This is a genomic window from Bradyrhizobium mercantei, from assembly GCF_001982635.1.
Taxonomy (GTDB): Bacteria; Pseudomonadota; Alphaproteobacteria; order Rhizobiales; family Xanthobacteraceae; genus Bradyrhizobium; species Bradyrhizobium mercantei.
Window position 1 is genome coordinate 246,142 of the sequence record NZ_MKFI01000005.1, and the last position, 26,042, is coordinate 272,183.

The 26,042-nt window shown below is 64.4% G+C and carries 28 protein-coding genes and 1 tRNA gene; 15 read left to right on the forward strand and 14 right to left on the reverse strand.

Annotated features, from left to right (window positions below):
- Window positions 1-42 precede the first annotated feature (42 nt).
- A complete protein-coding gene (locus BI327_RS23880; RefSeq protein ID WP_076863558.1) occupies window positions 43-1,566 on the forward strand; it encodes an AMP-binding protein in 1,524 nt (507 codons plus the stop codon).
- Window positions 1,567-1,857: 291 nt separating this feature from the next.
- Window positions 1,858-3,189, forward strand: a complete 1,332-nt coding sequence (locus BI327_RS23885) for an MFS transporter (protein WP_076863560.1) — start codon at window positions 1,858-1,860, stop codon at window positions 3,187-3,189.
- A gap of 90 nt (window positions 3,190-3,279) precedes the next feature.
- On the opposite strand, the gene BI327_RS23890 is transcribed toward BI327_RS23885, so the two are convergent.
- Window positions 3,280-3,837 (reverse strand): cytochrome P460 family protein, encoded by a 558-nt coding sequence (locus tag BI327_RS23890; RefSeq protein WP_076863562.1) that lies wholly within the window; start codon window positions 3,835-3,837, stop codon window positions 3,280-3,282.
- 275 nt (window positions 3,838-4,112) lie between these two features.
- Here BI327_RS23890 and BI327_RS23895 point away from each other — a divergent pair, with 275 nt between their 5' ends.
- A complete protein-coding gene (locus tag BI327_RS23895) occupies window positions 4,113-4,451 on the forward strand; it encodes a DUF6665 family protein (RefSeq protein ID WP_076864258.1) in 339 nt (112 codons plus the stop codon).
- A 73-nt stretch (window positions 4,452-4,524) separates the two neighbouring features.
- Here the strand turns inward: BI327_RS23895 and BI327_RS23900 are convergent, their stop codons facing one another.
- The 8 genes from BI327_RS23900 to BI327_RS23935 all read right to left on the reverse strand — a co-directional run bounded on the left by BI327_RS23900 (window position 4,525) and on the right by BI327_RS23935 (window position 11,694).
- The gene (locus tag BI327_RS23900) at window positions 4,525-4,791 is read right to left on the reverse strand and encodes a BQ00720 family protein (protein WP_021082591.1); all 267 of its coding nucleotides are present in this window, start codon (window positions 4,789-4,791) and stop codon (window positions 4,525-4,527) included.
- A 50-nt stretch (window positions 4,792-4,841) separates the two neighbouring features.
- On the reverse strand, window positions 4,842-5,267 hold the full coding sequence (locus BI327_RS23905; RefSeq protein ID WP_021082592.1) for an Hsp20 family protein: 426 nt from the start codon (window positions 5,265-5,267) through the stop codon (window positions 4,842-4,844).
- A gap of 170 nt (window positions 5,268-5,437) precedes the next feature.
- Window positions 5,438-6,520 carry a sn-glycerol-3-phosphate import ATP-binding protein UgpC gene (locus BI327_RS23910; RefSeq protein ID WP_076863564.1) on the reverse strand — a complete coding sequence of 361 codons (1,083 nt, stop codon included), beginning with the start codon at window positions 6,518-6,520 and terminating at the stop codon, window positions 5,438-5,440.
- Between the two features lie 3 nt (window positions 6,521-6,523).
- Complete coding sequence (gene ugpE, locus BI327_RS23915; RefSeq protein ID WP_076863565.1) at window positions 6,524-7,372, reverse strand: sn-glycerol-3-phosphate ABC transporter permease UgpE; 849 nt, start codon at window positions 7,370-7,372, stop codon at window positions 6,524-6,526.
- Window positions 7,372-8,253: a sn-glycerol-3-phosphate ABC transporter permease UgpA gene (ugpA, locus tag BI327_RS23920; protein ID WP_076863566.1), complete on the reverse strand. Its 882-nt coding sequence runs from the start codon at window positions 8,251-8,253 to the stop codon at window positions 7,372-7,374. The genes ugpE and ugpA overlap by 1 nt, the downstream gene beginning before the upstream one ends.
- A gap of 64 nt (window positions 8,254-8,317) precedes the next feature.
- On the reverse strand, window positions 8,318-9,634 hold the full coding sequence (ugpB, locus tag BI327_RS23925) for a sn-glycerol-3-phosphate ABC transporter substrate-binding protein UgpB (RefSeq protein ID WP_076863567.1): 1,317 nt from the start codon (window positions 9,632-9,634) through the stop codon (window positions 8,318-8,320).
- Between the two features lie 204 nt (window positions 9,635-9,838).
- Window positions 9,839-11,044: a CaiB/BaiF CoA transferase family protein gene (locus BI327_RS23930; protein ID WP_076863568.1), complete on the reverse strand. Its 1,206-nt coding sequence runs from the start codon at window positions 11,042-11,044 to the stop codon at window positions 9,839-9,841.
- A 224-nt stretch (window positions 11,045-11,268) separates the two neighbouring features.
- Window positions 11,269-11,694 (reverse strand): organic hydroperoxide resistance protein, encoded by a 426-nt coding sequence (locus BI327_RS23935; protein WP_076863571.1) that lies wholly within the window; start codon window positions 11,692-11,694, stop codon window positions 11,269-11,271.
- Between the two features lie 171 nt (window positions 11,695-11,865).
- Between BI327_RS23935 and BI327_RS23940 the strand changes: the two genes are divergently transcribed.
- Window positions 11,866-12,327, forward strand: a complete 462-nt coding sequence (locus BI327_RS23940; RefSeq protein WP_076864259.1) for a MarR family winged helix-turn-helix transcriptional regulator — start codon at window positions 11,866-11,868, stop codon at window positions 12,325-12,327.
- A 10-nt stretch (window positions 12,328-12,337) separates the two neighbouring features.
- On the opposite strand, the gene BI327_RS23945 is transcribed toward BI327_RS23940, so the two are convergent.
- The 3 genes from BI327_RS23945 to BI327_RS23955 form a co-directional block, all read right to left on the reverse strand.
- Window positions 12,338-12,577, reverse strand: coding sequence for a GIY-YIG nuclease family protein (locus tag BI327_RS23945; RefSeq protein WP_076863572.1), 240 nt, complete (start codon window positions 12,575-12,577; stop codon window positions 12,338-12,340).
- Between the two features lie 254 nt (window positions 12,578-12,831).
- Window positions 12,832-12,907: transfer RNA gene (locus BI327_RS23950), tRNA-Ala, on the reverse strand.
- Window positions 12,908-13,016: 109 nt separating this feature from the next.
- Window positions 13,017-13,424, reverse strand: a complete 408-nt coding sequence (locus tag BI327_RS23955; protein ID WP_028337537.1) for a TIGR02300 family protein — start codon at window positions 13,422-13,424, stop codon at window positions 13,017-13,019.
- A 145-nt stretch (window positions 13,425-13,569) separates the two neighbouring features.
- Here BI327_RS23955 and aroA point away from each other — a divergent pair, with 145 nt between their 5' ends.
- Complete coding sequence (aroA, locus tag BI327_RS23960) at window positions 13,570-14,907, forward strand: 3-phosphoshikimate 1-carboxyvinyltransferase (RefSeq protein WP_076863574.1); 1,338 nt, start codon at window positions 13,570-13,572, stop codon at window positions 14,905-14,907.
- Window positions 14,904-15,533, forward strand: a complete 630-nt coding sequence (gene cmk / locus BI327_RS23965; protein WP_076863579.1) for a (d)CMP kinase — start codon at window positions 14,904-14,906, stop codon at window positions 15,531-15,533. The genes aroA and cmk overlap by 4 nt, the downstream gene beginning before the upstream one ends.
- 110 nt (window positions 15,534-15,643) lie before the next feature.
- On the opposite strand, the gene BI327_RS42420 is transcribed toward cmk, so the two are convergent.
- A complete protein-coding gene (locus BI327_RS42420; protein ID WP_159450485.1) occupies window positions 15,644-15,817 on the reverse strand; it encodes a hypothetical protein in 174 nt (57 codons plus the stop codon).
- Window positions 15,818-16,332: 515 nt separating this feature from the next.
- On the opposite strand from BI327_RS42420, the gene rpsA reads away from it, so the two are divergent.
- The 6 genes from rpsA (at window position 16,333) to trpB (ending at window position 22,303) form a co-directional block, all read left to right on the forward strand.
- On the forward strand, window positions 16,333-18,042 hold the full coding sequence (gene rpsA / locus BI327_RS23970; protein ID WP_076863580.1) for a 30S ribosomal protein S1: 1,710 nt from the start codon (window positions 16,333-16,335) through the stop codon (window positions 18,040-18,042).
- A gap of 343 nt (window positions 18,043-18,385) precedes the next feature.
- Window positions 18,386-19,363: a signal peptide peptidase SppA gene (gene sppA / locus BI327_RS23975; protein WP_076863581.1), complete on the forward strand. Its 978-nt coding sequence runs from the start codon at window positions 18,386-18,388 to the stop codon at window positions 19,361-19,363.
- A gap of 174 nt (window positions 19,364-19,537) precedes the next feature.
- A complete protein-coding gene (locus BI327_RS23980) occupies window positions 19,538-19,867 on the forward strand; it encodes an integration host factor subunit beta (RefSeq protein ID WP_076863582.1) in 330 nt (109 codons plus the stop codon).
- Between the two features lie 99 nt (window positions 19,868-19,966).
- Window positions 19,967-20,353 (forward strand): LapA family protein, encoded by a 387-nt coding sequence (locus tag BI327_RS23985; protein WP_076864260.1) that lies wholly within the window; start codon window positions 19,967-19,969, stop codon window positions 20,351-20,353.
- A gap of 76 nt (window positions 20,354-20,429) precedes the next feature.
- Complete coding sequence (locus BI327_RS23990; protein ID WP_076863583.1) at window positions 20,430-21,089, forward strand: phosphoribosylanthranilate isomerase; 660 nt, start codon at window positions 20,430-20,432, stop codon at window positions 21,087-21,089.
- On the forward strand, window positions 21,086-22,303 hold the full coding sequence (trpB, locus tag BI327_RS23995; RefSeq protein WP_076863585.1) for a tryptophan synthase subunit beta: 1,218 nt from the start codon (window positions 21,086-21,088) through the stop codon (window positions 22,301-22,303). Before BI327_RS23990 ends, trpB begins: the two co-directional genes overlap by 4 nt.
- Before the next feature lie 79 nt (window positions 22,304-22,382).
- On the opposite strand, the gene BI327_RS24000 is transcribed toward trpB, so the two are convergent.
- The gene (locus tag BI327_RS24000; protein WP_076863586.1) at window positions 22,383-22,727 is read right to left on the reverse strand and encodes an endonuclease domain-containing protein; all 345 of its coding nucleotides are present in this window, start codon (window positions 22,725-22,727) and stop codon (window positions 22,383-22,385) included.
- Window positions 22,728-22,799: 72 nt separating this feature from the next.
- Here BI327_RS24000 and trpA point away from each other — a divergent pair, with 72 nt between their 5' ends.
- The 3 genes from trpA to BI327_RS24015 all read left to right on the forward strand — a co-directional run bounded on the left by trpA (window position 22,800) and on the right by BI327_RS24015 (window position 26,022).
- Window positions 22,800-23,636 carry a tryptophan synthase subunit alpha gene (trpA, locus tag BI327_RS24005; RefSeq protein WP_076863587.1) on the forward strand — a complete coding sequence of 279 codons (837 nt, stop codon included), beginning with the start codon at window positions 22,800-22,802 and terminating at the stop codon, window positions 23,634-23,636.
- Between the two features lie 104 nt (window positions 23,637-23,740).
- A complete protein-coding gene (accD, locus tag BI327_RS24010; RefSeq protein WP_076863588.1) occupies window positions 23,741-24,682 on the forward strand; it encodes an acetyl-CoA carboxylase, carboxyltransferase subunit beta in 942 nt (313 codons plus the stop codon).
- Window positions 24,683-24,777: 95 nt separating this feature from the next.
- Window positions 24,778-26,022, forward strand: coding sequence for a bifunctional folylpolyglutamate synthase/dihydrofolate synthase (locus tag BI327_RS24015; protein WP_245334945.1), 1,245 nt, complete (start codon window positions 24,778-24,780; stop codon window positions 26,020-26,022).
- Window positions 26,023-26,042 lie beyond the last annotated feature (20 nt).

Sequence of the window (26,042 nt, forward strand, 5' to 3'; positions counted from 1 at the left end):
TGACGCTGTCGCGCGTCACCCGCGCCTCTCGCGAGACCCGCCATGCGCTTCATCGATTATCTCGACAAGGGTGCCTCGCTCGGCGCCGACGCGCCGTGCCTCACCATGGACGGGCGCGACCTCAGCTATGGCGATGTGCAGCGGCTGAGCTACCGGATCGCGCGTGGGCTCGCGCGCTCGGGCATCGCTCCCGGCGAGAAGGTCGCGATCCTCTCAGGCAACGATCCGCTCGCGTTTGCCTGCGTGTTCGGCATCTCGCGCGCGGCCGCGGTGTGGTGCCCGATCAATCCGCGCAACGAAGCGGCCGAGAACAGGTTCATCCTCGACCAGTTCGATTGCCGCCTGCTGCTGTTTCATTCGAGCTTTGCGCCGATGGTCGAGGCCGTGAGGCAGGATCTATCCAAGCTGCGTACGCTCGTCTGTCTCGATACCGAGTTGCCGTTCGCCCCGTCCTTCGACCGCTGGCTCGGCGGGCTCGCCGATGATGTCTTTCAGCGCGACACGATCGACGATCTCGCGATGATCCCGGGCACCGGCGGCACCACCGGCAAGCCGAAGGGCGTGATGCTCTCGGGCCGCAACATCGAGGCGATGACTGCGCTGACCCTGATGGGGTACCCGTTCAAGGGACGCCCGATCTATCTCGCGCTGGCGCCGCTGACGCACGCCGCGGGCGTGCTGTGTTTCCCGATCATGACGCTGGGCGGCCGGATCGTGATCATGCATCACCCTGACATCGGCGAGTTCCTCACGCTGATCGAGCGCTATCGCGTCACCCACACCTTCCTGCCGCCGACCGTGATCTACATGCTGCTCGATCATCCGAAGCTCGACGCGACTGATCGCTCCTCGCTGCAATGCTTCTGGTATGGCGCCGCGCCGATCTCGGCGACGCGGCTCGCGGAGGCCTTGCAGCGGATCGGACCGATGGCGCAGCTGTTCGGCCAGACCGAGGCACCGATGATGATCTCGATGATGGCACCCGCCGATCACTACAATCCGGACGGCACCATCGCCATGGAGCGACTGTTGTCGGCGGGGCGGATCGGCCCGCTGGTGCAGGCCGGCATCATGGATGGCGACGGCAAGCTGTTGCCGGTGGGATCACGCGGCGAGATCGTGGTGCGCGGTTCGCTTGTCATGGAGGGCTACTACAAGAACCCGGAAGCGACACGCGAAGCGTCAGTGCATGGCTGGCACCATACCGGCGACATCGGCTACATCGACGGCGACGGCTATCTCTACATCGTCGACCGCGCCAAGGACATGATCATCACCGGCGGCTTCAACGTCTACTCGATCGAGGTCGAGAACGCGTTGCGCGCCCATGAGGCGGTGCAGGATTGTGCTGTCGTCGGGTTGCCCGACGACAAATGGGGCGAGCGCATCGTTGCCGTGGTGCAGCCGCGTGCCGGCCACACCGTCGATGCGACTGCGCTTGCGGCTTTCGTCAAGCAGCAGATCGGCAGCATCAAGACGCCGAAGCAGATCGAGGTCTGGGACGATCTTCCGCGCTCCAAGGTCGGCAAGGTGCTGAAGCCGGACATCCGCGCGCGACTGGCCTGAGCGTCCGGGGAGTTGAGGCAGACCAAGGTCGAATTTACCGGGCGGACCGGAGGGCTAGATTTCGGCCTGCAAGACCGTGTCATAAGGGATGTCGTACTCCCGCGATGGCGATCGGTTGTGCCGCTCGCGATCCAGGGACCGGCTTCCTGAGGCCCTGCATGGGCACGACCCGCGCAACAGCGGCGCCGCCCCCACCAAACTAGCAAATGGGCATCGCTCGCATCGTCCACCGCCGTGGACGGTGACGCAACGCATTCCAGAAGGCCGAATATGTCGGCCAGGGAGATGCACATGACGACATTGGACATTGCAACCACCCCATTGCCGGAAGCCGAGCACCAGGCGCAATTGCGTCGCGCATTGATCGCCAGCACGGTCGGCACCACCATCGAATGGTACGACTTCCTGCTCTACAGCACGGTGACCGGCCTCGTGTTCGGCAAGCTGTTCTTTCCGAAGTCCGATCCCCTTGTCGGCGTGCTGGAGGCATTCGCCATCTACACGGTGGGCTTCATCGCGCGGCCGATCGGTGCTGCGATCTTCGGCCATTATGGCGATCGCATCGGCCGCAAGGGCGCGCTGATCGCCACCTTGCTCCTGACCGGGCTTGCCACCGCGGCGGTCGGCCTCGTCCCGACCTATGACCAGATCGGCATCTGGGGCGCGGTCATCCTGACCGTCATCCGTTTCATCCAGGGCGTGGGCGTCGGCGGCGAGTGGGGCGGCTCGGTGTTGCTCTCGATGGAATGGGCACGCACCAACCAGCATCGCGGCTTCATCACCTCATGGCCGCAGCTCGGTGGTCCCGCCGGATTGTTGCTGGCGAACATCGCGGTGCTGGTGTTCAGCCGCATTTCCGGCGATCAGTTCCTGGTCTGGGGCTGGCGCATTCCTTTCCTGCTCAGCCTCGTGATGATTGCCATCGGGCTCTACATCCGGCTCGGCATCATGGAGACGCCGACGTTCCGCCGTATCGTGGCCGAGAACCGTGTCGCGCGGGTCCCGGTCCTCGAGGTGATCAAGCGTCAGCCGCGGTCGATCATTCTGGCGGCGCTGGCGCGGATGGCCGAGCAGGCGCCGGCCTATATCTACCTCGCCTTCGTCTTCGCCTACGGCACCCAGGTGATCCACCAGGATCGCGACTTCCTGCTCATCTGCCTGATCTGTGCCGGCGTCCTGTCGCTTGTCACGATTCCGCTGGCCGGGCACCTGTCGGATCGCATCGGACGCAAGCGCATGTATCTGATCGGCTCCGTCCTCACAGGGCTGTTCGGCTTCGTGTATTTCGGCCTGCTCAACACTGCGGCGCCGGTGCTGATCTTCATCGCCATCGTGCTGTCATTCGTGCCGCACGACCTGATGTACGGACCACAGGCAGCGTTGATCGCGGAGTGCTTCACCCCGCGGCTGCGCTACAGCGGCTGCTCGATCGGCTATCAGCTCTCCTCGGTGATATCAGGCGGACCGGCACCGCTGATCGCCACCGCGCTGCTCGCGGCCACCGGATCCGGTTACACGATCGCGCTCTACATTCTGTTCTGCGCGGTCGTCAGTATTATCGCGACCGCCTTGATGCCCGACTACACCAACAGGGACATTTCGGAGGAGCACGACTTGCCTTGATCGAATGATCCGCGAGCAAGCTCGACCAGGCAGCAGGCGCAGGGATTTGCGCTTGCGGTTGGCACAGCGTCAGCCTGCGTGATCCGGCAGCTACCTCTTGCCGTACTCGGTGAACACATAGTCGCGGTTCTGCACCACGGTGTGGCACGCATAGCCGCACTTGGCGTCGTTTTCCTGCGGCGGATTGTCGGTCGTGTTGGCGGGCCTGAACACATCCGTCGCCGCGTCGTACTCGAATGCGCCGTATCCCCAGCCGCCGCTATCGGCGAACCTCTTGCTGTCCTTCACCATGAAATCGACGTCGTGCTGGGTGCCCGGCACGGTAGGCTGACCTGGATACGCCTCCTGCTTTTTCGGGATCCAATGAATCTTCGCCATCTTGGCGCCATCCGGGAACGGCTTGCCGTTGCCGGGCACGCCCTCCCGGTAAGCGCCGATCATCGCCGGATTGCCCAGGATCACGGCGATCACACCTTCGTTCTCGCTGATCGCAATCGCGGACCAGTCCTCGTATCCCCTGAACTCGGAGAACGCGAGCCCGTTCGGCACTTGCAGACTGTATTTGTCCTGCGCGGAAATCGCGACACCAGTCGCCAGGACGGAAATCGACACCGAAGCAACGAGATTGATCAGCGAGCTCTTCTGCATGGTCGCATCTCCTTCAATCGATGTGGTGGCGGATAAATCTTGCTGAAATTCCCTTGTCGCATTCCGTTTCACGAGAATTGATTACAGCACGGAACCGTGCAGAGCAAAATGGAGCTGCGACCACGGCCCGCTGCCGACAGCTGCGCAGAAGAACTGCTCATCTTGAGCGAGCGTTCGCCTGGCGTGATCGAGGGCACGGGCACCTATTGACAACAACCCGGTGACGCCGGAAGACGGACGTGCGCAACATTGCGCGTGCGAACCAGGGATGGCTGATGTCCCGCGATTTTCGCCTTGATCGTGTTCCCGTCGACGTTCTCGCCTACGAGCTCGCCGAAGAACGTGCGAGCGCGCTTGGGCGGATGGGCCGCGTGCTGGAACAGGCGCTCGCCAAGCTGCGTGAGTTCGACGCCGCGCATCCGCCCTCTGGAGCAAGACAGCAGGCGCGGCGTACGCTGGTGAAGGAAGCCGGCCATGCGCTCTGGATGTTCGTGGTGCAGCGGGAGGCCTGCGGGCTGCGCAACAATCGCATGCTGATGCGCGACTACAACGTGCCCGGCGAGGTGCAGCTCAGCATGAGCCCGATGCTCACCACATCGACCATATCGCCATAAAAAATGCGCGGGCCGCCTTAGGTCGAGGCATGCCCGCGCATTTGAATTCGCGGATGCTGAATTCAGCCTGATGTCAGTGGACGCTGACGGCTTGCAGCTCGTTGCTCCAGGCGTTGGCGATCGCGGCTTCGCGGCTGTCGGTCAGCATGATCGGCGTGCCATCGGCGGCATGCAGTGCGAACAGCTTGAGGCCCGGCGCGATCTTCGGCGCCTGCGGAAAGAGATCGGGCACGTCCTCGGAACGGACCTGCTTCACATAGGCGATATGGCCCTCGCCCAGATGAGCCAGTGCTTCCGGCGTGACGCTGTCGGATTGGAAGATGATACTCGCTTCACTCATGGTCTCGACTCCTCAGTCAGATAAGCGGTCGAGTCCGCTCCTTGTTTCTATTATTCGTGCTCATTGATAGCGATTGTCTTAATGACCCGTTCAGGCTCTGGCCTGGCCAGGTCAATCGACAGCAGCCCGTTCTTCAGATCCGCGCCCAGCACCTGCATCCCCTCCGCCAGCACGAAGGTGCGCTGGAAGTGGCGCGCGGCGATGCCGCGATGGATGTATTGCCGAGCCTTGTCGTCCTGCTGGCGGCCGCGGATGACGAGCTGATTTTCCTCAATAGTTACATCGAGTTGGTCGCGGGTGAAGCCCGCCACCGCCAACGTGATGCGCAGCCGCTCAGGCTGGCCGTTGGTACGGTCGCACCGCTCGATATTGTACGGAGGATAGCCGTCGGCGCCCTTCACGACGCGGTCGAGCGCACGCTCGATCTCGTCGAATCCCAGAAGGAACGGACTGGACAACGATGGAACACGAGACATTACAAAGTCCTCTCGAAGCGACTTTGAGGGGCCCTTGCGGCGCCCCATGCAACCGGCGGGCCGTCTGGCCTCCGGTCAGTGAGGGATATGGGGGCGATCTGGATAGCGTTCAAGCAGCCCCGAAACCAGCCTAAACGCCCGCAACATGAGGGCAAATTCTTCTCGATCGGTTACCCGGCGACCCGCTTCCGGCCATCAGCGGTAAAAAGATGCAGTTTGTCGCGCGGAGCGACCGCCCGGATCCGTTCGCCGATCGCAGGGCCGGTGGCGCCGGGAACCCGGACGATGACCTCGCCGGGCGGCAACTCGCCCGGATTGGCGGCAACCCCCTGCTCCTCGCGCTGGCGGCTGCCATAGACGAACGTCTCGGCGCCGACATGCTCGATCGCCTCGACCGTCAGGCCGAGCGCGACGCCGCCGGACGCGGTCTCGCCGGAGATCACGAAATCCTCCGGCCGGATCCCGACGATGCCGGCGCCGTCGGCACCCGCGATCTGGGAAGTCAGCTCGTCCGAGCGCAGCGGCATCAGGTTCATCGGCGGCGCGCCGATGAAGGAGGCGACGAAGGTGGTCGCAGGCCGCTGGTAGATCTCCAGCGGATTGCCGATCTGCTCGACCTGGCCGCCGTTCATCACCACGAGGATGTCGGCCAGCGTCATCGCCTCGAGCTGGTCGTGGGTGACGTAGATCGAGGTGGTGTTGAGCCGGCGCTGCAGCTTGCGGATCTCGACCCGCATCGCGATGCGCAGCTTGGCGTCGAGGTTCGACAGCGGCTCGTCGAACAGGAACACTTTCGGCTGGCGCACGATGGCGCGGCCCATCGCGACACGCTGGCGCTGGCCGCCGGAAAGCTGGCGCGGCTTGCGCTCCAGCATCGGCGACAGTTCGAGCACGCGCGCGGCTTCCTCGACCCGGGTCCTGATCTCGGCTTCGGCCATGCCGCGGTTGCGCAGGCCGTAGGCCATGTTGTTGTAGACGCTCATATGCGGATAGAGCGCGTAGTTCTGGAACACCATCGCGATGTCGCGATCGGCGGGCTCGACCTGGTTGACGACGCGGCCGCCGATGTCGATCTCGCCGCCGGTGATGGTCTCGAGCCCCGCGACCATGCGCAGCAGCGTGGATTTGCCGCAGCCGGAGGGGCCGACCAGCACGCAGAACTGGCCGTCGCCGACGTCGACATCGACGCCCTTGATGGCCTCGAAGCCGCCGGGATAGGTCTTGCGGACGCTGCGCAGCGTGACGTTTGCCATGAGCTACTTTTCCGTCTCCACCAATCCACGCACGAACAGTTTCTGCATCACGACGACGACGAATACCGGCGGCAGCATCGCGAGCAGCGCGGTCGCCATCACGACAGGCCATTCGGTCAGCGCGTCGGTCGTGGTGATCATCTTGCGGATGCCGACCTGGATGGTCTGCATGTCGTCGCGCGTCGTGATCAACAGCGGCCAGAGATACTGATTCCAGCCGAGGATGAACAGGATCACGAACAGCGCGGCCATGTTGGTGCGCGACAGCGGCAGCAGCGTATCCCAGAAGAAGCGGAACGGGCCCGCGCCGTCGATCCGCGAAGCTTCCAGCAATTCGTCCGGCACCGTCATGAAGAACTGCCGGAACAGCAGCGTCGCAGTGGCGGATGCGATCAGCGGCAGCGACAGGCCGGCGTAGCTATCGAGCAGATGCAGATCGGCGACGATCTTGTAGGTCGGATAGATGCGGACCTCGACCGGCAGCATCAGGGTGATGAAGATGGTCCAGAAGATCGCCATCCGGAACGGAAACCGGAAATAGACGATCGCGTAGGCCGAGATGATCGAGATCGCGATCTTGCCGACCGCGATCAGCAGCGCCATGATCAGCGAGTTCAGCATCATGTTGAGCACCGGCTCGCGGGTCGAGCCGCTCGTGCCGACAAACAGCGTCTGGTAGTAGGTCTCGAAGAAATGGCCGCCGGGCAACAGCGACATCTGGCCGTTGGCGATGACGGCGTTGTCCTGGGTCGAGGCGACGATCGCGAGATACACCGGGAAGGCGACGATCGCGATCCCGATCCACAGGATGATGTGAGCCAGATAGCGCTGGAAGCCCTCTTCCTCGACCATCAGTAGGTCACCTTGCGCTCGACGAAGCGGAACTGGATGCCGGTCAGCACGATGACGATGACCATCAGGATGACCGATTGCGCCGCCGAGGAGCCGAGATTGCCGCCGAGCAGGCCGTCCGTATAGACCTTGTAGACCAGCGTCTCGGTCGCCTTGCCGGGGCCGCCGCGGGTCATCGTGTCGATGATGCCGAAGGTGTCGAAGAAGGCGTAGACGATGTTGATCACCAGCAGGAAGAAGATGGTCGGCGACAGCAGCGGGAAGATCACGGTCCAGAACCGCCGCATCGGACGCGCGCCGTCGATCGCGGCGGCCTCGATCACGCTCTTCGGGATACTCTGCAACCCGGCGAGGAAGAACAGGAAATTGTAGGAGATCTGCTTCCACGCCGCGGCCAGGATGATCAGGGCTGCGGCCTGGTTGCCGTCGAGCAGCGGATTCCAGTCGACGCCCATGGCGCGCAGATAGCGCGACAGCACGCCGAGCGAGGGGTGCAGCATGAAGACCCAGAGCACGCCGACGACCGGCGGGGCCACGGCATAGGGCCAGATCAAAAGCGTACGGTAGAGCGTCGAGCCGCGCAGCGGCCTGTCGGCCATGACTGCGAGCAGCAGCGCAAACGACAGCGAGGAGACCGCGATCGCGAACGAGAACGCGAAGGTCCTGGCGATCGCGGCGAAATAGGCCGGCTCCTTGAACAGCTCAAGATAGTTCTCGAACCAGACGAAGCTCGTGGACAGGCCGAAGGCGTCCTGCAGCAGGAAGGACTGGATCACCGCCTGCACGGCCGGCCAGTAGAAAAAGATCAGGACGATCGCGAGTTGCGGAGCAACCAGCGCGTAAGGCAACAGCTTTGATTGGAAAATCGCTTGCTTTTGCATGATCTCTAACGAAATGGCAGGCCGCTGGTCGCGGCCTGCCGGTTGATGGCCTCAAACCATCATGTCAGCGGACGGCGGTCTTTTCAAACTGCCGCAGCATCTGGTTGCCGCGCTCGACGGCCGAGTCCAGCGCCTGCTTGGCGGTCTTCTTGCCGGCCAGCGCCTGCTCGATCTCCTCCGACCACATGTCGCGCAGCTGCACCATGTTGCCGAGACGCAGACCGCGCGAATTCTCGGTCGGCTCCTTGTTGGTGAGCTCGAGCAGCGGGGTCTCGAGATAGGGCTGGTCCTTGTAGAAGCCCTCTTCCTTGGCCTTGGCATAGGCCGCCTTGGTGATCGGCAGATAGCCCGAGGCCTTGTGGATCCAGACCTGGCGGTCGGTGTCCGAGAGGAAGGTCAGGAACTTGGCGACGCCCTTGTACTCCTCCGCCGACTTGCCGCCCATGATCCAGAGCGAGGCACCGCCGATGATCGAGTTCTGCGGCGCGCCCTTGACGTCGGGATAATACGGCATCGGCGCCGCGGTGAAGTTGAACTTGGCCTGCGCCTTGACGTTGCCGAAGAAGGCCGACGAAGTCAGGTAGATCGGGCACTCGCCCGAGGTGAAGCGGCCTTCGCCGGTGTTGGTGCGGCCGGCATAGTCGTAGGTCTTGTCCTTCTGCAGCTCGACCAGGTTCTCGAGATGCTTGACCTGCAGCGGGCCGTTGAATTCGAGCACGGTGTCGAAGCCGTCGAGGCCGTTGGCCTTGCTGGCGAGCGGCACGTTGTGCCAGGCCGAGAGCTGCTCGAGATTGACCCAGGTGACCCACGAGCCGGAGAAGCCGCAGGTATTGTAGCCGGCGGCCTTCAGCTTCTTGGCGTCCTCGAACACCTGCGGCCAGGTCTTCGGAATCTCGGCGATGTTGGCCTTCTTCAGCGCGTCGAGATTGACCCACATCACCGTCGACGACGAGTTGAAGGGGAACGACAGCATCTCGCCCTTCGAGGTCGAGTAGTAGCCGGTGATCGCCGGCAGATAGACGCTCGGATCGAACTTCTCGCCGGCGTCGGCCATCAGCTTGTAGACCGGCTTCACGGCGCCGGTGGCGGCCATCATGGTGGCGGTGCCGACCTCGAACACCTGCATGATGTGCGGCGCGTTGCCGGCACGGAAGGCGGCGATGCCGGCGTTCATGGTGTCGGCGTAGCCGCCCTTGTAGGTCGGGATCACCTTGTAGTCGGACTGCGAGGCGTTGAAGTCGTTGGCCAGCTTGACGATGACGTCATTGTTGGCGCCGGTCATCGCGTGCCACCACTGAATCTCGGTCACCGCAAATGCAGGCGACGCGAATGCAAGCGTAGCAGCGGCTACAGCAGCAGCGCCTAATCGTCGAAAAATCATCAAAAGCCCCTCCCGGTTGGAACACCATCTTTCGTTGCGCGCGTTATCAGCGCCGGATGACGTTCAAATGACCGTATAAACGAAAGCCATCGTAGGGGGGAAGCCGCGACAAAGGGAAGCGGTAAAAAAGGCGGAGATCGCGGTCGGCTCCATGCCGGTGCAACGCCGGACGTGACGTTGCACCGCACGGTGGGCTGTTATTTGCTAGCGCTTGCGCTGGGGACCGCAGACCACGCCCTTGTCGAGGAGGCCGTTGATCTCATCCCTGGAGTAGCCGAACTCGCCCAGCACTTCCGCAGCGTGCTGGCTGAATTTCGGCGGCGTGCGGCGCAGGTTCGGCTTGGTGCGTTCGAGCCGGATCGGCGAGGCGACGCCCTTGTACCAGTCCTTCTCGATGACGTCGCCGCGATGGATCGTGTGCGGGTTGGTCAGCGCCTGGTCGATCTTCTGCACGGGGCCTGCCGGCAAGCCGGCGGCGAGCAGCCGGTTGCACAGCGGTTCGGCCTCGTGCTGGCTGAACACCGCGGCGAGCTCGACCCGCAACGCATCGCGGTTGGCGATGCGGTCCTTGTTGCGGGCAAAGCGCGGATCGGTGCCGAGCTCCGGCTTGCCGATCTCCTTGGCGAGCTTGCGGAAGGTGCCGTCATTGCCGACGCCGATGAAGATGTTGTCGGTCTTGGTCGGGAAGATCGCGTAAGGCACGAGGTTCGGATGCTCGTTGCCGGTGAGCGACGGTGGCTTGCCATGCATGAAATAGTTCGCGGTGTGCGGATGCATGATCGCAAGCCCGGTCTCGTACAGCGTCGTCTCGATGAACTGGCCGAGCCCCGAGCGCTGCCGTTCCGACAATGCCATCAGGATGCCGATCGCGGCATAGAGTCCGGTGGTGATGTCGACCAGCGGCACGCCGATCCGCATCGGGCCGCTCTCCGGCGAGCCGGTCGCGGCGATCATGCCGGTCATCGCCTGGATGATCGCGTCATAGCCGGGATTGCCGCCGCGCGGGCCGTCGGCGCCGAAGCCGGAGATCCGGCAATGCACGAGGCGCGGAAACTTTTCGCGCAGCACGTCGTTGCCGATACCCCATTTGTCGAGCGTGCCAGGCTTGAAGTTCTCGATCAGCACGTCGGCGGTCTCGAGCATCTTCATCAGCACAACGCGGCCGCCTTCGGAGGCGAGGTCGAGGCCGATCGAACGCTTGTTGCGGTTGATGCCGACGAAATAGGCCGCGTCTTCCTCATGGAAGGGAGGGCCCCAGTCGCGCACCTCGTCACCGGCGGGCGGCTCGACCTTGATCACGTCGGCGCCGTGGTCGGCGAGGATTTGGGTGCAATACGGGCCGCCGAGCACGCGCGTCAGATCGATCACGCGCAGGCCGGTCATCGCGCCCGTAGCCGCTGGGGTATTCATGGAAACAACCTTCGCTCAGTTGGGATCAAAAACGAGGTCCCAGAGCTAGCGGTCTTCAGGCGAGGCAGCAATGCTCTCGTCTGCGCAGGCCCATGCAGCGGGCGGCACGGGCGTTCGCCAAGCGAACTGGCAAGCGAACTGGAAAGAGCGAACTGGCATCTCGAATGCAAAACAAAATGGTCCGCCACGCGGCAAGGCGTGGCGGACCATTGGCAAGAGCCGAATTAGACGACGCTCAGCTTGACGTCGACATTGCCGCGGGTTGCGTTGGAATAGGGGCACACATGGTGGGCCTTCTCGACCAGCGCCTCGGCGTCGGCACGGGACAGGCCGGGCAGCGAGACGGCGAGGTCGACGGCGAGGCCGAAGCCGCCTTCCGAACGCGGGCCGATGCCGACCGTCGAAGTGACCGAGGCGTCGGCGGGAACCTTCGGGCCGCCCTGCGAGGCCACGAACTTCATGGCACCGATGAAGCAGGCGGCGTAGCCAGCCGCGAACAGCTGCTCCGGATTGTTGCCGGCGCCACCGCCGCCACCGAGCTCCTTCGGGGTCGTCAGCTTGACGTCGAGCGCGCCGTCGAGGGTTGCCGCATGGCCGTCGCGGCCGCCGGTTGCCTTGGCGCTGGTCTTGTAGAGCACGTTCACAGACATCGCAGTCTCCCTTGGTTGGGGCTTGGGTTTGAATTCGACGGTTTATGTATTGCACTCAATTGAATTGTGCGCAATATAAATTATGCGGTCTCACATTTAATTGTTCGCAATTGAATCCGCGGTCCGGTGAGCCCAGAATGACCCGGAAACGAGATGGATTCGATGGGAATCATGGTCAGGAAACAGACGGCGGCGGATCAGGCGCTGCGGCTCGATAACCAGATCTGCTTTGCGGTCTATTCGACCGCGCACGCCTTCAACCGCGTCTACAAGCCGCTGCTCGACCGGCTCGGGCTGACCTATCCGCAGTATCTGGTGATGCTCGCGCTGTGGGAGCGCGACGACGTGGCGGTGAAGGACCTCGGCGAGCGGCTGTTCCTGGATTCCGGCACGCTGACGCCGCTGTTGAAGCGGCTGGAGGCAGCGGAACTGATCAAGCGGACCCGCAGCACCGAGGACGAGCGCGTGGTGCTGATCGCGCTGACCGCGCAGGGTCACGCACTGCGCGAAAAGGCCAAGGCCGTCCCGCAGTCGATCCTCGCGGCCTCGGACTGCTCGGTCGGCGAACTGCTGGCGATGAAGGATGAGATCGTGGCGCTGCGTGACCGGCTGAATGCGGCGCTGGGGGAGTAGCGGGCGGGGGCTAGAGGCGCTTTTTGGCGAAGGCGCGGCCGGAGTGAGATTTCAGATATTTCTCGAAGGCCAGGGCTTTGTATTTGTCCGGGAACGCGCAGTACCAGACGAGCTGCCAAGGTTTGAATTTTGAGGTGTGCGCGGACTTGCCGGCGTTGTGCGCGGGAATCCGTCGCTTCAGATCCTCGGTGGCCCCAACGTATTCCTGATCAGGGAAGTCGATGCTGCGGATGATGTAGACGTACCACATTCGCATCCACGAATTGCCGGAGTACCGACCGGTCCGTCTTCGCCCGTCGGGCTACGCCGGACGCCAGCTTCGCCCTTCAGGCAACCCGTGGCTGCGCCACGCGTAGCAGGGACAGCTTAGCCTAACGATCGGGAGTGGACTTAGGAAGTGGCGGTTGAACCAGTCCGTCTTCGCCCTTCGGGCTACGCCGGACACCACGCTTCGCCCTTCAGGCAACTCGTGGCTGCGCCACGCGTAGCCCGAAGGGCGAAGCGTGGTGGAGCCAGGCGGGATCGAACCGCCGACCTCTTGCATGCCATGCAAGCGCTCTCCCAGCTGAGCTATGGCCCCTTATCCAGTTGGGATGATCCTGGGGGATCAATCCCGGCCCGCGCGGCCTAGACGACTCGCGCGGCAGCACCGTTGATCATAGATCGGCGCCGATCTCAAGTCTCTTCTATCAAGTCTCTTCGTCGCCGCCGACGTCACCAATGATGTCGGTCACGTCCTCATCGCCCTCTTCCTCGTCGGCGATGAAGGTCGAATCGTCGTCGTCATCGTCATCGATGGTCTCGTCGACCTCGATATCGTCCTCGGATTCGGGAACCTGGGCCTTGACCTTGCCGGTGTTCTCCTCGGCATCGGCCTCCTCGAGCGAGACCATTTCTTCGGCCTCGGCGGGCTCCGGCATGTCGGCGGCGGTCGCGGGCGAACTGACGGTGGCGCCACGGCCTCGCGGCGGGGCCACCGGCGCGATCGGCACGACCTCACCGGTGTAGGGCGAAATCACCGGATTCTTGTTGAGGTCGTAGAACTTCTTGCCCGTGGTCGGGCAAATGCGCTTGGTTCCGAGCTCGGACTTGGCCAACGTGGTCATCCCAGAATTTTGCTGAAAAACGGAGCTTCACTTGGCTAGTTGAGGAGCCGCTGTCAATAGCGGTCTGCGCGCATTTGACGGGCGCGTGACGCGGTGTTGCCTATGTGATACCTGCCGCGGCGCGAGAGGACACAATTTGGCCCATTCTGACACCCCAACCCCGCTGGAATCGCGCGCATGCGGCCCCCTGGCCGGCAATGTCCGCGTGCCCGGCGATAAATCGATTTCCCACCGTGCCCTGATCCTGGGGGCGCTTGCGGTCGGCGAGACCCGCATTTCCGGCCTTCTGGAGGGCGAAGACGTCCTCAATACCGCCAAATCCATGCGCGCGCTGGGCGCCAAGGTGGAGCGGACGGCGCCGTTTAGCTGGTCGGTGTCCGGCGTCGGGGTCGGCGGCTTCGCCCAGCCCGCAGCCCCGCTCGATTTCGGCAATTCCGGCACCGGCTGCAGGCTGGTGATGGGCGCGGTGGCCGGCTGTCCGATCGCGGCCATTTTCGACGGCGACGCCTCGCTGCGAACCCGGCCGATGCGCCGCATCCTCGATCCGCTCGAGCTGATGGGCGCCCGGACCAGCGACATCAGGGAGGGCGGCCGGCTGCCGCTCACGCTGCATGGCGCCCGCTATCCGGTGCCGATCGTCTACAAGACGCCGGTCGCCTCGGCCCAGATCAAGTCCGCGGTGCTGCTGGCGGGCCTGTCCGCGCCCGGCATCACCACGGTCATCGAGCAGGAAGCAAGCCGCGACCACACCGAGCTGATGCTCAAGCATTTCGGCGCCGAGATCTTCTCGGAGAACGAAGGCAGCCATGGCCGCAGGATCACGCTGAACGGCGAACCCGAGCTGCACGGCGCCAACGTCGTGGTGCCGGCCGATCCGTCCTCCGCGGCGTTCCCGATCGTCGCGGCGCTGATCGTCGAGGGCTCCGACGTCGTGTTCTCCGACGTGATGACCAATCCGCTACGCACCGGCCTGTTCACCACGCTGCGCGAAATGGGCGCCGCGATCGAGGAGAGCGACGTGCGCGGCGATGCCGGCGAGCCGATGGCGCAATTTCGCGTGCGCGCCTCGAAGCTGAAAGGCGTCGAGGTGCCGCCGGAGCGCGCGCCGTCGATGATCGACGAATATCTGGTGCTGGCGGTCGCGGCTGCGTTTGCCGAGGGCACCACGATCATGCGCGGCTTGCAGGAGCTGCGTGTCAAGGAATCCGACCGTCTCGAAGCCACCGCGGACATGCTTCGCGTCAACGGCGTCAAGGTCGAGGTCTCCGGCGACGATCTGATCGTCGAGGGCCGCGGCCATGTTCCAGGCGGTGGCCTCGTCGCCACCCATATGGATCATCGTATCGCGATGTCGGCGCTGGTGATGGGCTGTGCTGCGGATCGGCCGGTGAAGATCGACGACACCGCCTTCATCGCCACCAGCTTCCCGGATTTCATTCCGATGATGCGCTCGCTCGGAGCTGATTTCGCATGATCATCGCCATCGACGGACCCGCCGCCTCCGGCAAGGGCACGCTCGGCAAGCGGCTCGCCCACCACTACGGCTATCGCCATCTCGACACCGGCGTGATCTATCGCGCAGTGGCCTATGCGATGATCGCGATGGGCGCCGATCTCAACGATGAGGCGCTGGCGGTGGCCGTGGCGCTCGAGCTCGATCCCGAGAAGTTCGGCAATCCGATTCTGAAGACCCAGAAGGTCGGTGAGGGCGCCTCGGTCGTCTCGGCTTTTCCGAAGGTGCGCGAGGCGCTGGTCAACTTCCAGCGTCAGTTCGCCGCCGATCCGCCCGGTGCGGTGCTGGATGGACGCGACATCGGCACCGTGATCTGTCCGGATGCCGACGTGAAGATCTTCGTGGTCGCCGATCCCCGCGTGCGGGCGCGCCGGCGCACCCTGGAAGCGCGCGCGCGCGGTGAGGACGCCGACGAGGCGGCGGTGCTGGCCGACATCCTCAAGCGCGACGAGCGCGACCAGAACCGGGCGATCGCGCCGTTGCGGCCGGCTCACGACGCCCACACGCTGGATAATTCCAATCTCGACATCGAGGCCGGCGTCCGTGCCGCTATTGCCATCGTCGAGGCCGCGCGCGCCCGGCGCTGATCCAACGAGGCTTCAGGAAGAGGCCTGGACAAGAAAAAGCGCGATGACGGGGTCATCGCGCCAAATCTGCTTTCAATTCTGCTGCGGCCTGGACCGGTGGGTCAGCCGGATCAGTTCTTGGACCAGTAGCGGTCGAACGGCAGTTCCTGCTCGGCCATGCTCGGCAGCGGCTGTGCCGCCGTGGCCGAGGTGCCGTGCGCAGCCGGAGTTGCGCCGGGCATCCCGGCAATCGCATTTCCAATCGTCAGGACGGCGATCGCCGCCAGCACCACGAAGCTCTTCATTGTCAGTCCCCCTGTTTTGAACGGTGCTATCGTATGGGGCGCTGCTTAAGGGCGGGTTCCGGAACCTGTTCCTGAGGAGCATTTCGCCCGACGAGGTCAACGGCGCGTTGAGATGCCGGATTTGGGGGCGCCAGCGGCGGCGCGATCAGCCTTAAGCGCCCGTGAATCGGGCGTTTCCGGCTTGCCCAAAATCGCCGCCGGGGCTATATCAGCGCCGTTCGGAGCAGCATCGACCATGTCGAGGCCGTGTCTGAGCGGGCCGGCGCCGGGTTTGAGCCATCCTCAAGCAAAACTGACGCCGCATCTGGAGGAACGCCCGCTCCCAGGTCTTGCAGTCGATATTTTCGTAATCAAGCTCCGGATCATCAAAACGTACCGAACGTGCAGTCTTGCTGCCGGCCCGCTGTTGCACCTCCTGCAATGAGCGGTCGTCAGGGTTTGCGGAACCCTGACACTTCACGTGGGGTACGCCCATCAACCCGAACAGCCGGCGAAATCCCGCATCTGGAGATCAAATGGTTTCGAATTCTGCGTCTTCTTATACCCCGACCCGCGACGACTTCGCGGCGATGCTTGATGAGTCCTTTGCCGGCGGCAATCTGCAGGAAAGCTCGGTCATCAAGGGCAAGGTGGTTGCAATTGAGAAGGACATGGCCGTCATCGACGTCGGCCTGAAGACCGAGGGCCGCGTTGCGTTGCGCGAATTCGCCGGCCCCGGCCGCGAGAGCGATCTGAAGGTCGGTGACGAAGTCGAGGTGTTCCTCGACCGTATCGAGAATGCGCTCGGCGAAGCCGTGCTGTCGCGCGACAAGGCGCGCCGCGAGGAAAGCTGGGGCAAGCTCGAGAAGGCGTTCCAGAACAACGAAAAGGTCAACGGCGTCATCTTCAACCAGGTCAAGGGCGGCTTCACGGTCGACCTCGACGGTGCGGTGGCCTTCCTGCCGCGCTCGCAGGTCGACATCCGTCCGATCCGCGACGTTGCGCCGCTGATGAACAACTCGCAGCCGTTCCAGATCCTCAAGATGGACCGCCGCCGCGGCAACATCGTGGTGTCGCGCCGCACGGTTCTCGAAGAGACCCGCGCCGAGCAGCGCCAGGAGCTGGTGCAGAACCTCGAAGAGGGTCAGGTGATCGACGGCGTGGTCAAGAACATCACCGATTACGGTGCGTTCGTTGATCTCGGCGGCATCGACGGCCTGCTGCATGTGACCGATATCGCCTGGCGCCGCGTCAACCACCCGACCGAGGTGCTGACCATCGGCCAGACCGTGAAGGTCAAGATCATCAAGATCAACCACGAGACGCACCGCATCTCGCTCGGCATGAAGCAGCTCTTGGATGATCCGTGGCAGGGCATCGAAGCCAAGTACCCGCTGGGTGCCCGCTTCACCGGCCGCGTCACCAACATCACCGACTACGGCGCGTTCGTCGAGCTCGAGCCGGGCATCGAAGGCCTGATCCACGTCTCCGAGATGTCGTGGACCAAGAAGAACATGCACCCCGGCAAGATCGTTTCGACCTCGCAGGAAGTCGAAGTGCAGGTGCTGGAAGTGGATTCGGTCAAGCGCCGCATCTCGCTCGGTCTCAAGCAGACCATGCGCAATCCCTGGGAAGTGTTCGTCGAGAAGTTCCCGGTCGGTTCGACCGTGGAAGGCGAGGTCAAGAACAAGACCGAGTTCGGTCTGTTCCTGGGTCTCGACGGCGACGTCGACGGCATGGTCCATCTCTCCGACCTCGACTGGAAGCTTCCGGGCGAGCAGGTCATCGACAACTTCAAGAAGGGCGACATGGTCAAGGCCGTGGTGCTCGACGTCGATGTCGAGAAGGAGCGCATCTCGCTCGGCGTCAAGCAGCTCGAAGGCGACCCCTTCGCGGAGCCGGGCGACGTCAAGAAGGGCGCGGTCGTGACCTGCGAAGTGCTCGAAGTGAAGGAGAGCGGCATCGAGGTCCGGATCTCGGGCACCGAGTTCACCACCTTCATCAAGCGGTCCGAGTTGGCCCGCGATCGCAACGACCAGCGCGCCGAGCGCTTCGCCGTCGGCGAGAAGGTCGATGCCCGCGTCATCCAGTTCGACAAGAAGGCCCGCAAGGTGCAGGTCTCGATCAAGGCGCTCGAAGTCGCCGAAGAGAAGGAAGCAATCGCGCAGTACGGCTCCTCCGATTCGGGTGCGACGCTCGGCGACATCCTCGGCACCGCGCTGAAGAACCGCGGCACCGACAAGTAAGCGTTCGCTCGTTCAGGCGAACAATCGGGGCCCCGACGAAAGTCGGGGCCCTTTTTGTTTGAATGGCTACAGGTCTGTCTTCCCCTTCCCCCTGAAAGGGGGAAGGTCGGGATGGGGGTCAGCCGCAGGCGATGCTCTATGCGGAGAGAGCAGATCCCCACCCGCTTTGCTCTGACGAGCAAAGCGACCTCCCCTTTTCAAGGGGAGGTTCGGACGTCGCGCAAATGCCGCGGGCCTTGTTTTCTTCATATTGCGTCGCAATTGATGTATTTGGCTAAGCTGATAGTGACGCTGCGACTGCAAAACGCGCGGATTGCGCGCTGACTATGTCTGGAGAGATCGGATGTCGCTGGATTCGGACGTGATCGTCGACCGTCGCCGTATCAGGCGCAAGCTGACGTTCTGGCGTGTTGCCGCTGCGGTCATCGCAATCGCGGCCATCGTCGGCGTGGGCGTGATCGCCGCCGGCGGACGCGGTAACTTCTCGACGTCGAACACGATCGCGCGGATCAATATCGATGGATTGATCCGCAGCGACCAGGAGCGCGTCGAGGCGCTGGAGCGGCTCGGCAAGTCGAGCTATGCGGCTGTTGTCGTGCACATCAACTCGCCTGGCGGCACCACCGCGGGCTCCGAGCAGCTCTACGACTCGCTGATGCAGTTGAAGGCGAAGAAGCCGCTTGTCGTCGTGGTCGAGGGATTGGCGGCCTCGGGCGGCTACATCACGGCGATCGCTGCCGATCATATCGTCGCCCAGCAGACCTCGCTGGTCGGTTCGATCGGCGTGCTCTTCCAGTTTCCGAACGTTTCGGAATTGCTCAAGACCGTCGGCGTGAAGATGGAGGAGATCAAATCTTCGCCGCTGAAGGCTGCGCCCAACGGTTTCGAGCCGACCAGCCCGGAGGCCCGCGCCGCGATCGACGGTCTGGTCAAGGATTCCTATGCATGGTTCCGTGGATTGGTGAAGGAACGGCGCGGCATGGACGACGCCCTGCTGGAGAAGGTCGCTGACGGACGCGTCTTCACCGGTCGGCAGGCGGTCGATCTCAAGCTGATCGATCAGCTCGGCGATGAAAAAACCGCGATCGCCTGGCTGGTCGCGGAGAAGAAGGTCAAAAGCGACCTGCCGGTGCGCAATTACAAGCTTAATCCGCGCTTTGGCGATCTGACCTTCCTGCGCACCGCGGCGTCGATGACGCTCGATGCGTTCGGCCTCGGCGCCATCGCGCGGCGAATCGAGCAGGGCGGCGTGGCCCAGGCGGTCGACCGGTTTGGGCTCGACGGCATGCTGGCATTGTGGAGCCCGGGAGGAACCAACTAGTTCGCTGCTAAAGGCGTGCTCATCAGGCTATTCCCGCTCTGCGGGAATCGTCGCATGCCCCAATTGGGCTATTTGTCACGCGATTTCACGGCGCTCTAAATCGATTTAGCGTCTTGACAGTGCACGGCATTTTCACGGAAATGGGTTTCCGCAAGAGCCCGGATCCCATTTTCGATGATCAAATCCGAACTTGTTCAGCGTATCGCCGAGCACAACCCGCACCTCTACCAGCGGGATGTCGAGAACATTGTGAATGCGATTCTCGATGAAATCGTCGCGGCGCTGGCGCGTGGCGACCGCGTCGAGCTGCGTGGTTTCGGTGCATTCTCGGTGAAGCATCGCCCGGCGCGCGCCGGCCGCAATCCGCGCACCGGCGAGCATGTGCCGGTCGATCAGAAGAGCGTGCCGTTCTTCAAGACCGGCAAGGAAATGCGCGAGCGTCTCAACCGCGACGTGACCGAGGCCGGCGCCTCCAAGGTCGACGCGCCCAAGGCTGATGCTTAAGGCTGATGCCTAACAAGGCTGGCGCGTAAGCGCGCCGTCCGGCGTTGCCGTGCTGCGGGCGAGGTGCCCGCGCTTTCTCCATCGCTGCGAGAGATGGTCATGCGAAAGTTCTTCACGGCAGTGGTCGTCATTCCGCTCGGGCTGATCTTCATCATCTTTGCCGTCGCCAACCGTCACTGGGTGACGGTGTCGTTCGATCCCTTCAACTCCGTGACGCCGGCGGTTGCGGTCACACTGCCGCTGTTCGTCGTCATCATCGCCTCCGCGATCCTGGGCGTGATCGCCGGCGGCATGGCAACCTGGTTCAAGCAGGGACGCTGGCGCCGCGCCGCCCGGCAGCACGAGGCCGATGCCCGCCACGTCCGCGCCGAGCTCGCCGACCTCAGGGCTGCCGCCTCCCGGGACGACGCCCAGCGCCGCCCGGCCGCGGCCCAGCTCGGCTTTTACGGGCCCAATGGGCGAGACAAGCAGGGCGCGACGTTGTAGAACCCGCCCCGTCGGACCGTGGTTCACCCCGGTTCCGGCCGCCCGAAAACCCGTTGCGAGACCCCGTTTCGAGACCATGCCCCTGCTCGTCAAAATCTGCGGCCTGTCCACGCGCGAGACGCTCGACGTCGCGCTCGAGGGCGGTGCGGACATGGTGGGTTTCGTGTTCTTCCCGCCGTCGCCGCGCCATATCAGCCTCGAGACCGCGCGCGAGCTCGGCAGCCGCGCCAAGGGCTGCGCCGTCAAGGTCGCGCTGACCGTCGATGCCGACGACGCGACGCTCGAGAACATCGTCGAGACGCTGCGGCCGGATATCCTGCAATTGCACGGCAAGGAGACCACGGCGCGGCTGCGCGACATCAAGCAGAAGTTCGGCCTGCCGCTGATGAAGGCGCTGCCGGTCGAGACCTCGGCCGATCTCGCCCCGCTGCCGGGTTATGTCAGTGTCGCTGACCGCATCCTGTTCGACGCCCGCGCGCCGAAGGACGCCACGCGGCCGGGCGGTCTCGGCGCGCCGTTCGATTGGCACGTGCTGGAAAACCTCGATCTCGCGCTGCCCTACATGGTCTCCGGCGGGCTCAACGCCGGCAACGTCGCTGAAGCCGTCCGCGTCACCGGCGCCGGCGGCGTCGACGTGTCGTCGGGCGTCGAGCGCACGCCCGGCGCCAAGGATCCCGAATTGATCCGCGCCTTCATCCGCGCGGCACGCGCAACCCAAGAACTGATGGTTCGATGAATCCAAACCTGCCCAATTCCTTCCGCAGCGGCCCCGACGAGCGCGGGCATTTCGGCATTTTCGGCGGACGCTTCGTCGCGGAAACGCTGATGCCGCTGATCCTCGATCTCGAGAAGGCCTATGCCGACGCCAAGGCCGATCCGGCGTTCCAGGCCGAGATGAATGTCTACCTGAAGGACTATGTCGGCCGGCCCTCGCCGCTGTATTTCGCCGAACGGCTCACCGAGCATCTCGGCGGCGCCAAGATCTATCTGAAGCGCGAGGAGCTCAACCACACCGGTTCGCACAAGGTCAACAACGTGCTCGGCCAGATCATGGTCGCGCGCCGGATGGGCAAGAAGCGGATCATCGCCGAGACCGGCGCCGGCCAGCATGGCGTGGCGACCGCGACGCTGTGCGCGCGGTTCGGGCTCGAATGCGTGGTCTATATGGGCGCGGTCGACGTCGAGCGGCAGCAGCCGAACGTGATCCGCATGGAGATGCTCGGCGCCAAGGTCGTCCCGGTGCAGTCCGGTGCGCGCACGCTAAAGGACGCGATGAACGACGCGCTGCGCGATTGGGTCACCAACGTGCACGACACGTTCTACTGCATCGGCACGGTCGCGGGCCCGCACCCCTATCCGATGATGGTGCGCGATTTCCAGTCGATCATCGGCCACGAGACGCGCAAGCAGATGCAGGAAGCCGAGGGCCGCCTGCCGGACTCGCTGATCGCCTGCATCGGCGGCGGCTCCAATGCGATGGGCCTGTTCCATCCGTTCCTCGATGATCCCTCGGTCGAGATCTTCGGTGTCGAAGCCGCCGGTCACGGCCTGACGCAGCTGCATGCGGCCTCGCTCGCCGGCGGCCGCCCCGGCGTGCTGCACGGCAATCGCACCTATCTCCTGATGGACGCGGACGGTCAGATCGAGGAAGCGCACTCCATCTCCGCGGGCCTCGATTATCCCGGCATCGGCCCCGAGCACGCCTGGCTGCACGAGACCGGCCGCGTGAAATATCTCTCGGCGACCGACGAGGAGGCGCTGGCCGCGTTCCAGCTGCTGTCGCGGCTCGAGGGCATCATCCCCGCGCTGGAATCCGCGCACGCTATTGCGAAATTGTCCGAGCTCGCGCCGCAGCGGCCCAGGGATCATCTGATGGTGGTCAATCTCTCGGGCCGTGGCGACAAGGACGTGCCGCAGGTCGGCGACATCTTGAAGGCGAGGAAGAAGTGACGGCCTGGGCGCTCCTTCCTTACCTCTCCCCGKMGGGGAGAGGTCGGCTGCGCAGCAGCCGGGTGAGGGGTCTCTCCACTCATTCGAACCGCAGTGATGTTTCGATCATCTCGAGCACCCCCTCGAGATTGTCGTACACATCGATGTTGGTAACCCGCACGACGAGAAAGCCGCAAGCTTCGAGGGCCTTGGTCCTGGCCTCGTCGCGTTTCAGTTCTGATGATGTCGAATGTGTCGCGCCATCGACTTCGACGATCAGTTTGCCGTCGAGCGTGACGAAATCGACGATGTATCGGTCAATCGGATGCTGGCGACGGAATTTCCATCGCGCCAGCCTGCGATTGCGCAGCGCCTGCCAAAGCTTTGCCTCGGCGTTTGTCTGTGACGCGCGGAGGCTTCGCGCTCTTGCCTTGAACCGCTCCATCCCCCTCACCCGGCTGCTGCGCAGCCGACCTCTCCCCGGAGGGGAGAGGTATAGCACAGCGACTGTCACACCATGACCACCCGTATCGACGCACGTTTCGCCGAGCTGAAGCAGCAGGGCCGCTCCGCTTTCGTCACCTTCGTGATGGCCGGCGACCCCGACCCGAAAACTTCGCTCGACATCCTCAAGGCGCTGCCGAAGGCCGGCGCCGACGTCATCGAGATCGGCATGCCGTTCACCGATCCGATGGCCGACGGCCCGTCGATCCAGGCGGCCGGCCTGCGCGCGCTCAAGGGCGGCATGACCCTGAAGAAGACACTGGCGATGGTCCTCGACTTCCGCAAGGAGGACAACGCCACCCCGATCGTGCTGATGGGCTACTACAATCCGATCTACATCTACGGCGTCGACTCTTTCCTGGCCGATGCCAAGACCGCCGGCGTCGACGGACTGATCATCGTCGACCTGCCGCCGGAGGAGGACACCGAGCTCTGCATCCCCGCGATCAAGGCCGGGCTGAACTTCATCCGGCTGGCGACGCCGACCACCGACGACAAGCGCCTGCCGGCGGTGCTCGCCAACACCTCGGGCTTTGTCTACTACGTCGCGGTCACCGGCATCACCGGCAGTGCCGCGGCCGATTCGAAGGTCGTTGGAGCGGCCGTGGCGCGCATCAAGCGGCACACCGCGCTGCCGGTCTGTGTCGGCTTCGGCATCCGAACTCCGGAAGCGGCGCGTGCGATTGCCGAGAACGCCGATGGCTCCGTGGTCGGCACCGCGCTGGTCGATGCCCTGAAGGGCAGCCTCGATGCCGAGGGCCGCGCGACGCCGAAGACCGTGAGCGCGGTCGCGGACCTGGTGTCCGCGCTGGCGCAGGGCGTCCGGGGCGCCAAACAGGCCGCTGAATAAGCCACATTTTGCGGCAAAAAGGCCGCGTAGAGCGGCTTGCCGGGTTTGCCCGGCCCGCCATATATCCAGTCGGTGCGGGACCGACCCGCATTTCGGAGCGAACCATGAACTGGCTCACCAACGTCGTCCGGCCGAAGATCCGCAACATCCTGCGGCGCGAGACGCCGGAGAATCTCTGGATCAAGTGCCCGGATTCCGGGCAGCTCGTGTTCTACAAGGACGTCGAAGCCAACCAGTTCGTGATCCCCGGCTCGAACTACCACATGCGCATGGGCGCGGTGGCGCGGCTGAAGTCGGTGTTCGACAACGAGACCTGGTTCGACGTCGCACTGCCCGAGGTGACGGCGGACCCGCTGAAATTCCGCGACGAGCGCAAATATGTCGACCGCATCAAGGACGCCCGCGCCAAGACCGGGCTGAACGACGCGATCAAGGTCGGCTACGGCAAGCTGGAAGGCGCCGGCGTCGTGGTCGCGGTGCAGGATTTCGATTTCATGGGCGGTTCGCTCGGCATGGCCGCCGGTGAAGCGATGGTGCGCGGGCTCGAGCTCGCGGTCGAGAAGAAGTCGCCCTTCATCGTGTTCGCCGCTTCCGGCGGCGCGCGGATGCAGGAAGGCATTTTGTCGCTGATGCAGATGCCGCGCACCACCGTCGGCGTGCAGATGCTGCGCGAGGCGCGCCAGCCCTACATCGTCGTGCTGACCAATCCGACCACCGGCGGCGTCACCGCGTCCTATGCGATGCTCGGCGACATCCAGATTGCGGAGCCCGGTGCGCTGATCGGCTTCGCCGGCGCGCGCGTGATCGAGCAGACCATCCGCGAGAAGCTGCCGGACGGTTTTCAGCGTGCCGAATATCTGCGCGAGCACGGCATGGTCGACATGGTCGTGCACCGCCACGACATGAAGGCGACGCTGGCGCGGCTGTGCCGCCTGCTGACCAAGGCGCCGGCGCTGGAAACCGCATCGAAGCCCACGGCTCCGGTCACCGAGCCGGCCCAGATCGTCACGGCACCGGAGACGGTGCCGGCCGCGCCGCACGCGTGACCGCAAGCGCCGCCCCATCGCAGGCCTCGTTCGAGGCGTTGATCGCGCGGATATCGGCGCTGCATCCGAAGCGCATCGATCTCAGCCTCGATCGCATGCGCGGCCTGCTGGAGCGGCTCGGCCATCCCGAGCGCAAGCTGCCGCCGGTGATCCATGTTGCCGGCACCAACGGCAAGGGCTCGACCATCGCCTATCTGCGCGCGATCCTCGAGGCCTCGGGCCTGCGCGTCCACGTCTTCACCTCGCCCTATCTGGTGCGGCTCAACGAGTGCTACCGGCTCGGCGCGGTCGGCGGCGGCAAGCTCGTCGGTGACGACGAGCTGCGCGCGACATTCGAGGATTGCGAGCGCATCAACGCCGGCAATCCGATCACCATCTTCGAGATGGAAACGGCGGTCGCGTTCTGCCTGTTCGCAAAGCATCCGGCCGACGTCGCGCTGCTCGAGGTCGGCCTCGGCGGCCGGCTCGATTCCACCAATGTGGTCGAGACGCCGCTGGCGTCGGTGATCACGCCGGTCAGCATGGACCACATGGAATTCCTCGGCGACAATCTGGCGGCGATTGCCGGCGAGAAGGCCGCGATCATCAAGCGCAAGGTGCCGGTGGTCTGCGCCGAGCAAGCGCCAGATGCGATGGCCGTGATCGAGGCGGAGGCGAACCGCATGCGCGCGCCGCTGCATGCGGCCGGCCAGCAATGGCATGTCGGTGTCGAGCGCGGCCGGTTGGTCTATCAGGACGAGCGCGGCCTGATGGATCTCGCCGCGCCAAAGCTGTTCGGCCGTCATCAGTTCGACAATGCGGGCCTTGCGATCGCGACCTTGCGCGCGATCGACACGTTCAAGCTCAGTATCGCAGCCTTCGAGGCCGGTATCGTCAACGCGGAATGGCCGGCGCGGATGCAGCGGCTGGTCTCAGGCAGTCTGGTCTGCCAGGGTCCGCAGGGCTCCGAGGTCTGGCTCGATGGCGGCCACAATGCCGAGGGCGGCCGCGTTGCCGCCGCGGCGCTCGGTGATCTCGAAGAGCGCGTGTCGCGGCCGCTGGTCGTGATCGCAGGCATGATGGCCAACAAGGATGCCGACGCCTTCCTCGCCAATTTCGCCGGGCTGACGCGCCACATCATCGCAGTCCCGGTGCCCGGCCGCGACAACGGCATGGCGCCCGATAAGCTCGCCGACGCCGCGCGCGCGCTCGGTATGCGGGTCGAGATCGCATCCGGCGTCGACGCCGCGCTGCAGCGGCTTGCCACGCTCGCCTATGAGGTGCCGCCGCGCATCCTGATCACGGGTTCGCTGTACCTGGCCGGCCCGGTGCTTGCAGCCAACGGCACGCCTCCTGCATAAGTGGCCTCGCGTCCCGGATG

What these genes read in the sequence shown, in the direction of transcription:
- BI327_RS23895 (WP_076864258.1), top strand. Translation starts at nt 4,113, where the DNA reads ATGTCCCGCGATTTTCGCCTTGATCGTGTTCCCGTCGACGTTCTCGCC.
- trpA (WP_076863587.1), top strand. Translation starts at nt 22,800, where the DNA reads ATGACCACCCGTATCGACGCACGTTTCGCCGAGCTGAAGCAGCAGGGC.
- ugpA (WP_076863566.1), bottom strand. Translation starts at nt 8,253, where the DNA reads ATGCAAAAGCAAGCGATTTTCCAATCAAAGCTGTTGCCTTACGCGCTG.
- accD (WP_076863588.1), top strand. Translation starts at nt 23,741, where the DNA reads ATGAACTGGCTCACCAACGTCGTCCGGCCGAAGATCCGCAACATCCTG.
- sppA (WP_076863581.1), top strand. Translation starts at nt 18,386, where the DNA reads ATGTCGCTGGATTCGGACGTGATCGTCGACCGTCGCCGTATCAGGCGC.
- ugpB (WP_076863567.1), bottom strand. Translation starts at nt 9,634, where the DNA reads ATGATTTTTCGACGATTAGGCGCTGCTGCTGTAGCCGCTGCTACGCTT.
- BI327_RS23900 (WP_021082591.1), bottom strand. Translation starts at nt 4,791, where the DNA reads ATGAGTGAAGCGAGTATCATCTTCCAATCCGACAGCGTCACGCCGGAA.
- BI327_RS23930 (WP_076863568.1), bottom strand. Translation starts at nt 11,044, where the DNA reads ATGAATACCCCAGCGGCTACGGGCGCGATGACCGGCCTGCGCGTGATC.
- BI327_RS23985 (WP_076864260.1), top strand. Translation starts at nt 19,967, where the DNA reads ATGCGAAAGTTCTTCACGGCAGTGGTCGTCATTCCGCTCGGGCTGATC.
- ugpE (WP_076863565.1), bottom strand. Translation starts at nt 7,372, where the DNA reads ATGGTCGAGGAAGAGGGCTTCCAGCGCTATCTGGCTCACATCATCCTG.
- trpB (WP_076863585.1), top strand. Translation starts at nt 21,086, where the DNA reads ATGAATCCAAACCTGCCCAATTCCTTCCGCAGCGGCCCCGACGAGCGC.
- BI327_RS23885 (WP_076863560.1), top strand. Translation starts at nt 1,858, where the DNA reads ATGACGACATTGGACATTGCAACCACCCCATTGCCGGAAGCCGAGCAC.
- BI327_RS23940 (WP_076864259.1), top strand. Translation starts at nt 11,866, where the DNA reads ATGGTCAGGAAACAGACGGCGGCGGATCAGGCGCTGCGGCTCGATAAC.
- BI327_RS23935 (WP_076863571.1), bottom strand. Translation starts at nt 11,694, where the DNA reads ATGTCTGTGAACGTGCTCTACAAGACCAGCGCCAAGGCAACCGGCGGC.
- BI327_RS24000 (WP_076863586.1), bottom strand. Translation starts at nt 22,727, where the DNA reads ATGGAGCGGTTCAAGGCAAGAGCGCGAAGCCTCCGCGCGTCACAGACA.
- cmk (WP_076863579.1), top strand. Translation starts at nt 14,904, where the DNA reads ATGATCATCGCCATCGACGGACCCGCCGCCTCCGGCAAGGGCACGCTC.
- BI327_RS42420 (WP_159450485.1), bottom strand. Translation starts at nt 15,817, where the DNA reads ATGAAGAGCTTCGTGGTGCTGGCGGCGATCGCCGTCCTGACGATTGGA.
- BI327_RS23910 (WP_076863564.1), bottom strand. Translation starts at nt 6,520, where the DNA reads ATGGCAAACGTCACGCTGCGCAGCGTCCGCAAGACCTATCCCGGCGGC.
- BI327_RS23905 (WP_021082592.1), bottom strand. Translation starts at nt 5,267, where the DNA reads ATGTCTCGTGTTCCATCGTTGTCCAGTCCGTTCCTTCTGGGATTCGAC.
- BI327_RS24015 (WP_245334945.1), top strand. Translation starts at nt 24,778, where the DNA reads ATGCGCGGCCTGCTGGAGCGGCTCGGCCATCCCGAGCGCAAGCTGCCG.
- BI327_RS23980 (WP_076863582.1), top strand. Translation starts at nt 19,538, where the DNA reads ATGATCAAATCCGAACTTGTTCAGCGTATCGCCGAGCACAACCCGCAC.
- BI327_RS23990 (WP_076863583.1), top strand. Translation starts at nt 20,430, where the DNA reads ATGCCCCTGCTCGTCAAAATCTGCGGCCTGTCCACGCGCGAGACGCTC.
- BI327_RS23880 (WP_076863558.1), top strand. Translation starts at nt 43, where the DNA reads ATGCGCTTCATCGATTATCTCGACAAGGGTGCCTCGCTCGGCGCCGAC.
- rpsA (WP_076863580.1), top strand. Translation starts at nt 16,333, where the DNA reads ATGGTTTCGAATTCTGCGTCTTCTTATACCCCGACCCGCGACGACTTC.
- BI327_RS23890 (WP_076863562.1), bottom strand. Translation starts at nt 3,837, where the DNA reads ATGCAGAAGAGCTCGCTGATCAATCTCGTTGCTTCGGTGTCGATTTCC.
- BI327_RS23945 (WP_076863572.1), bottom strand. Translation starts at nt 12,577, where the DNA reads ATGTGGTACGTCTACATCATCCGCAGCATCGACTTCCCTGATCAGGAA.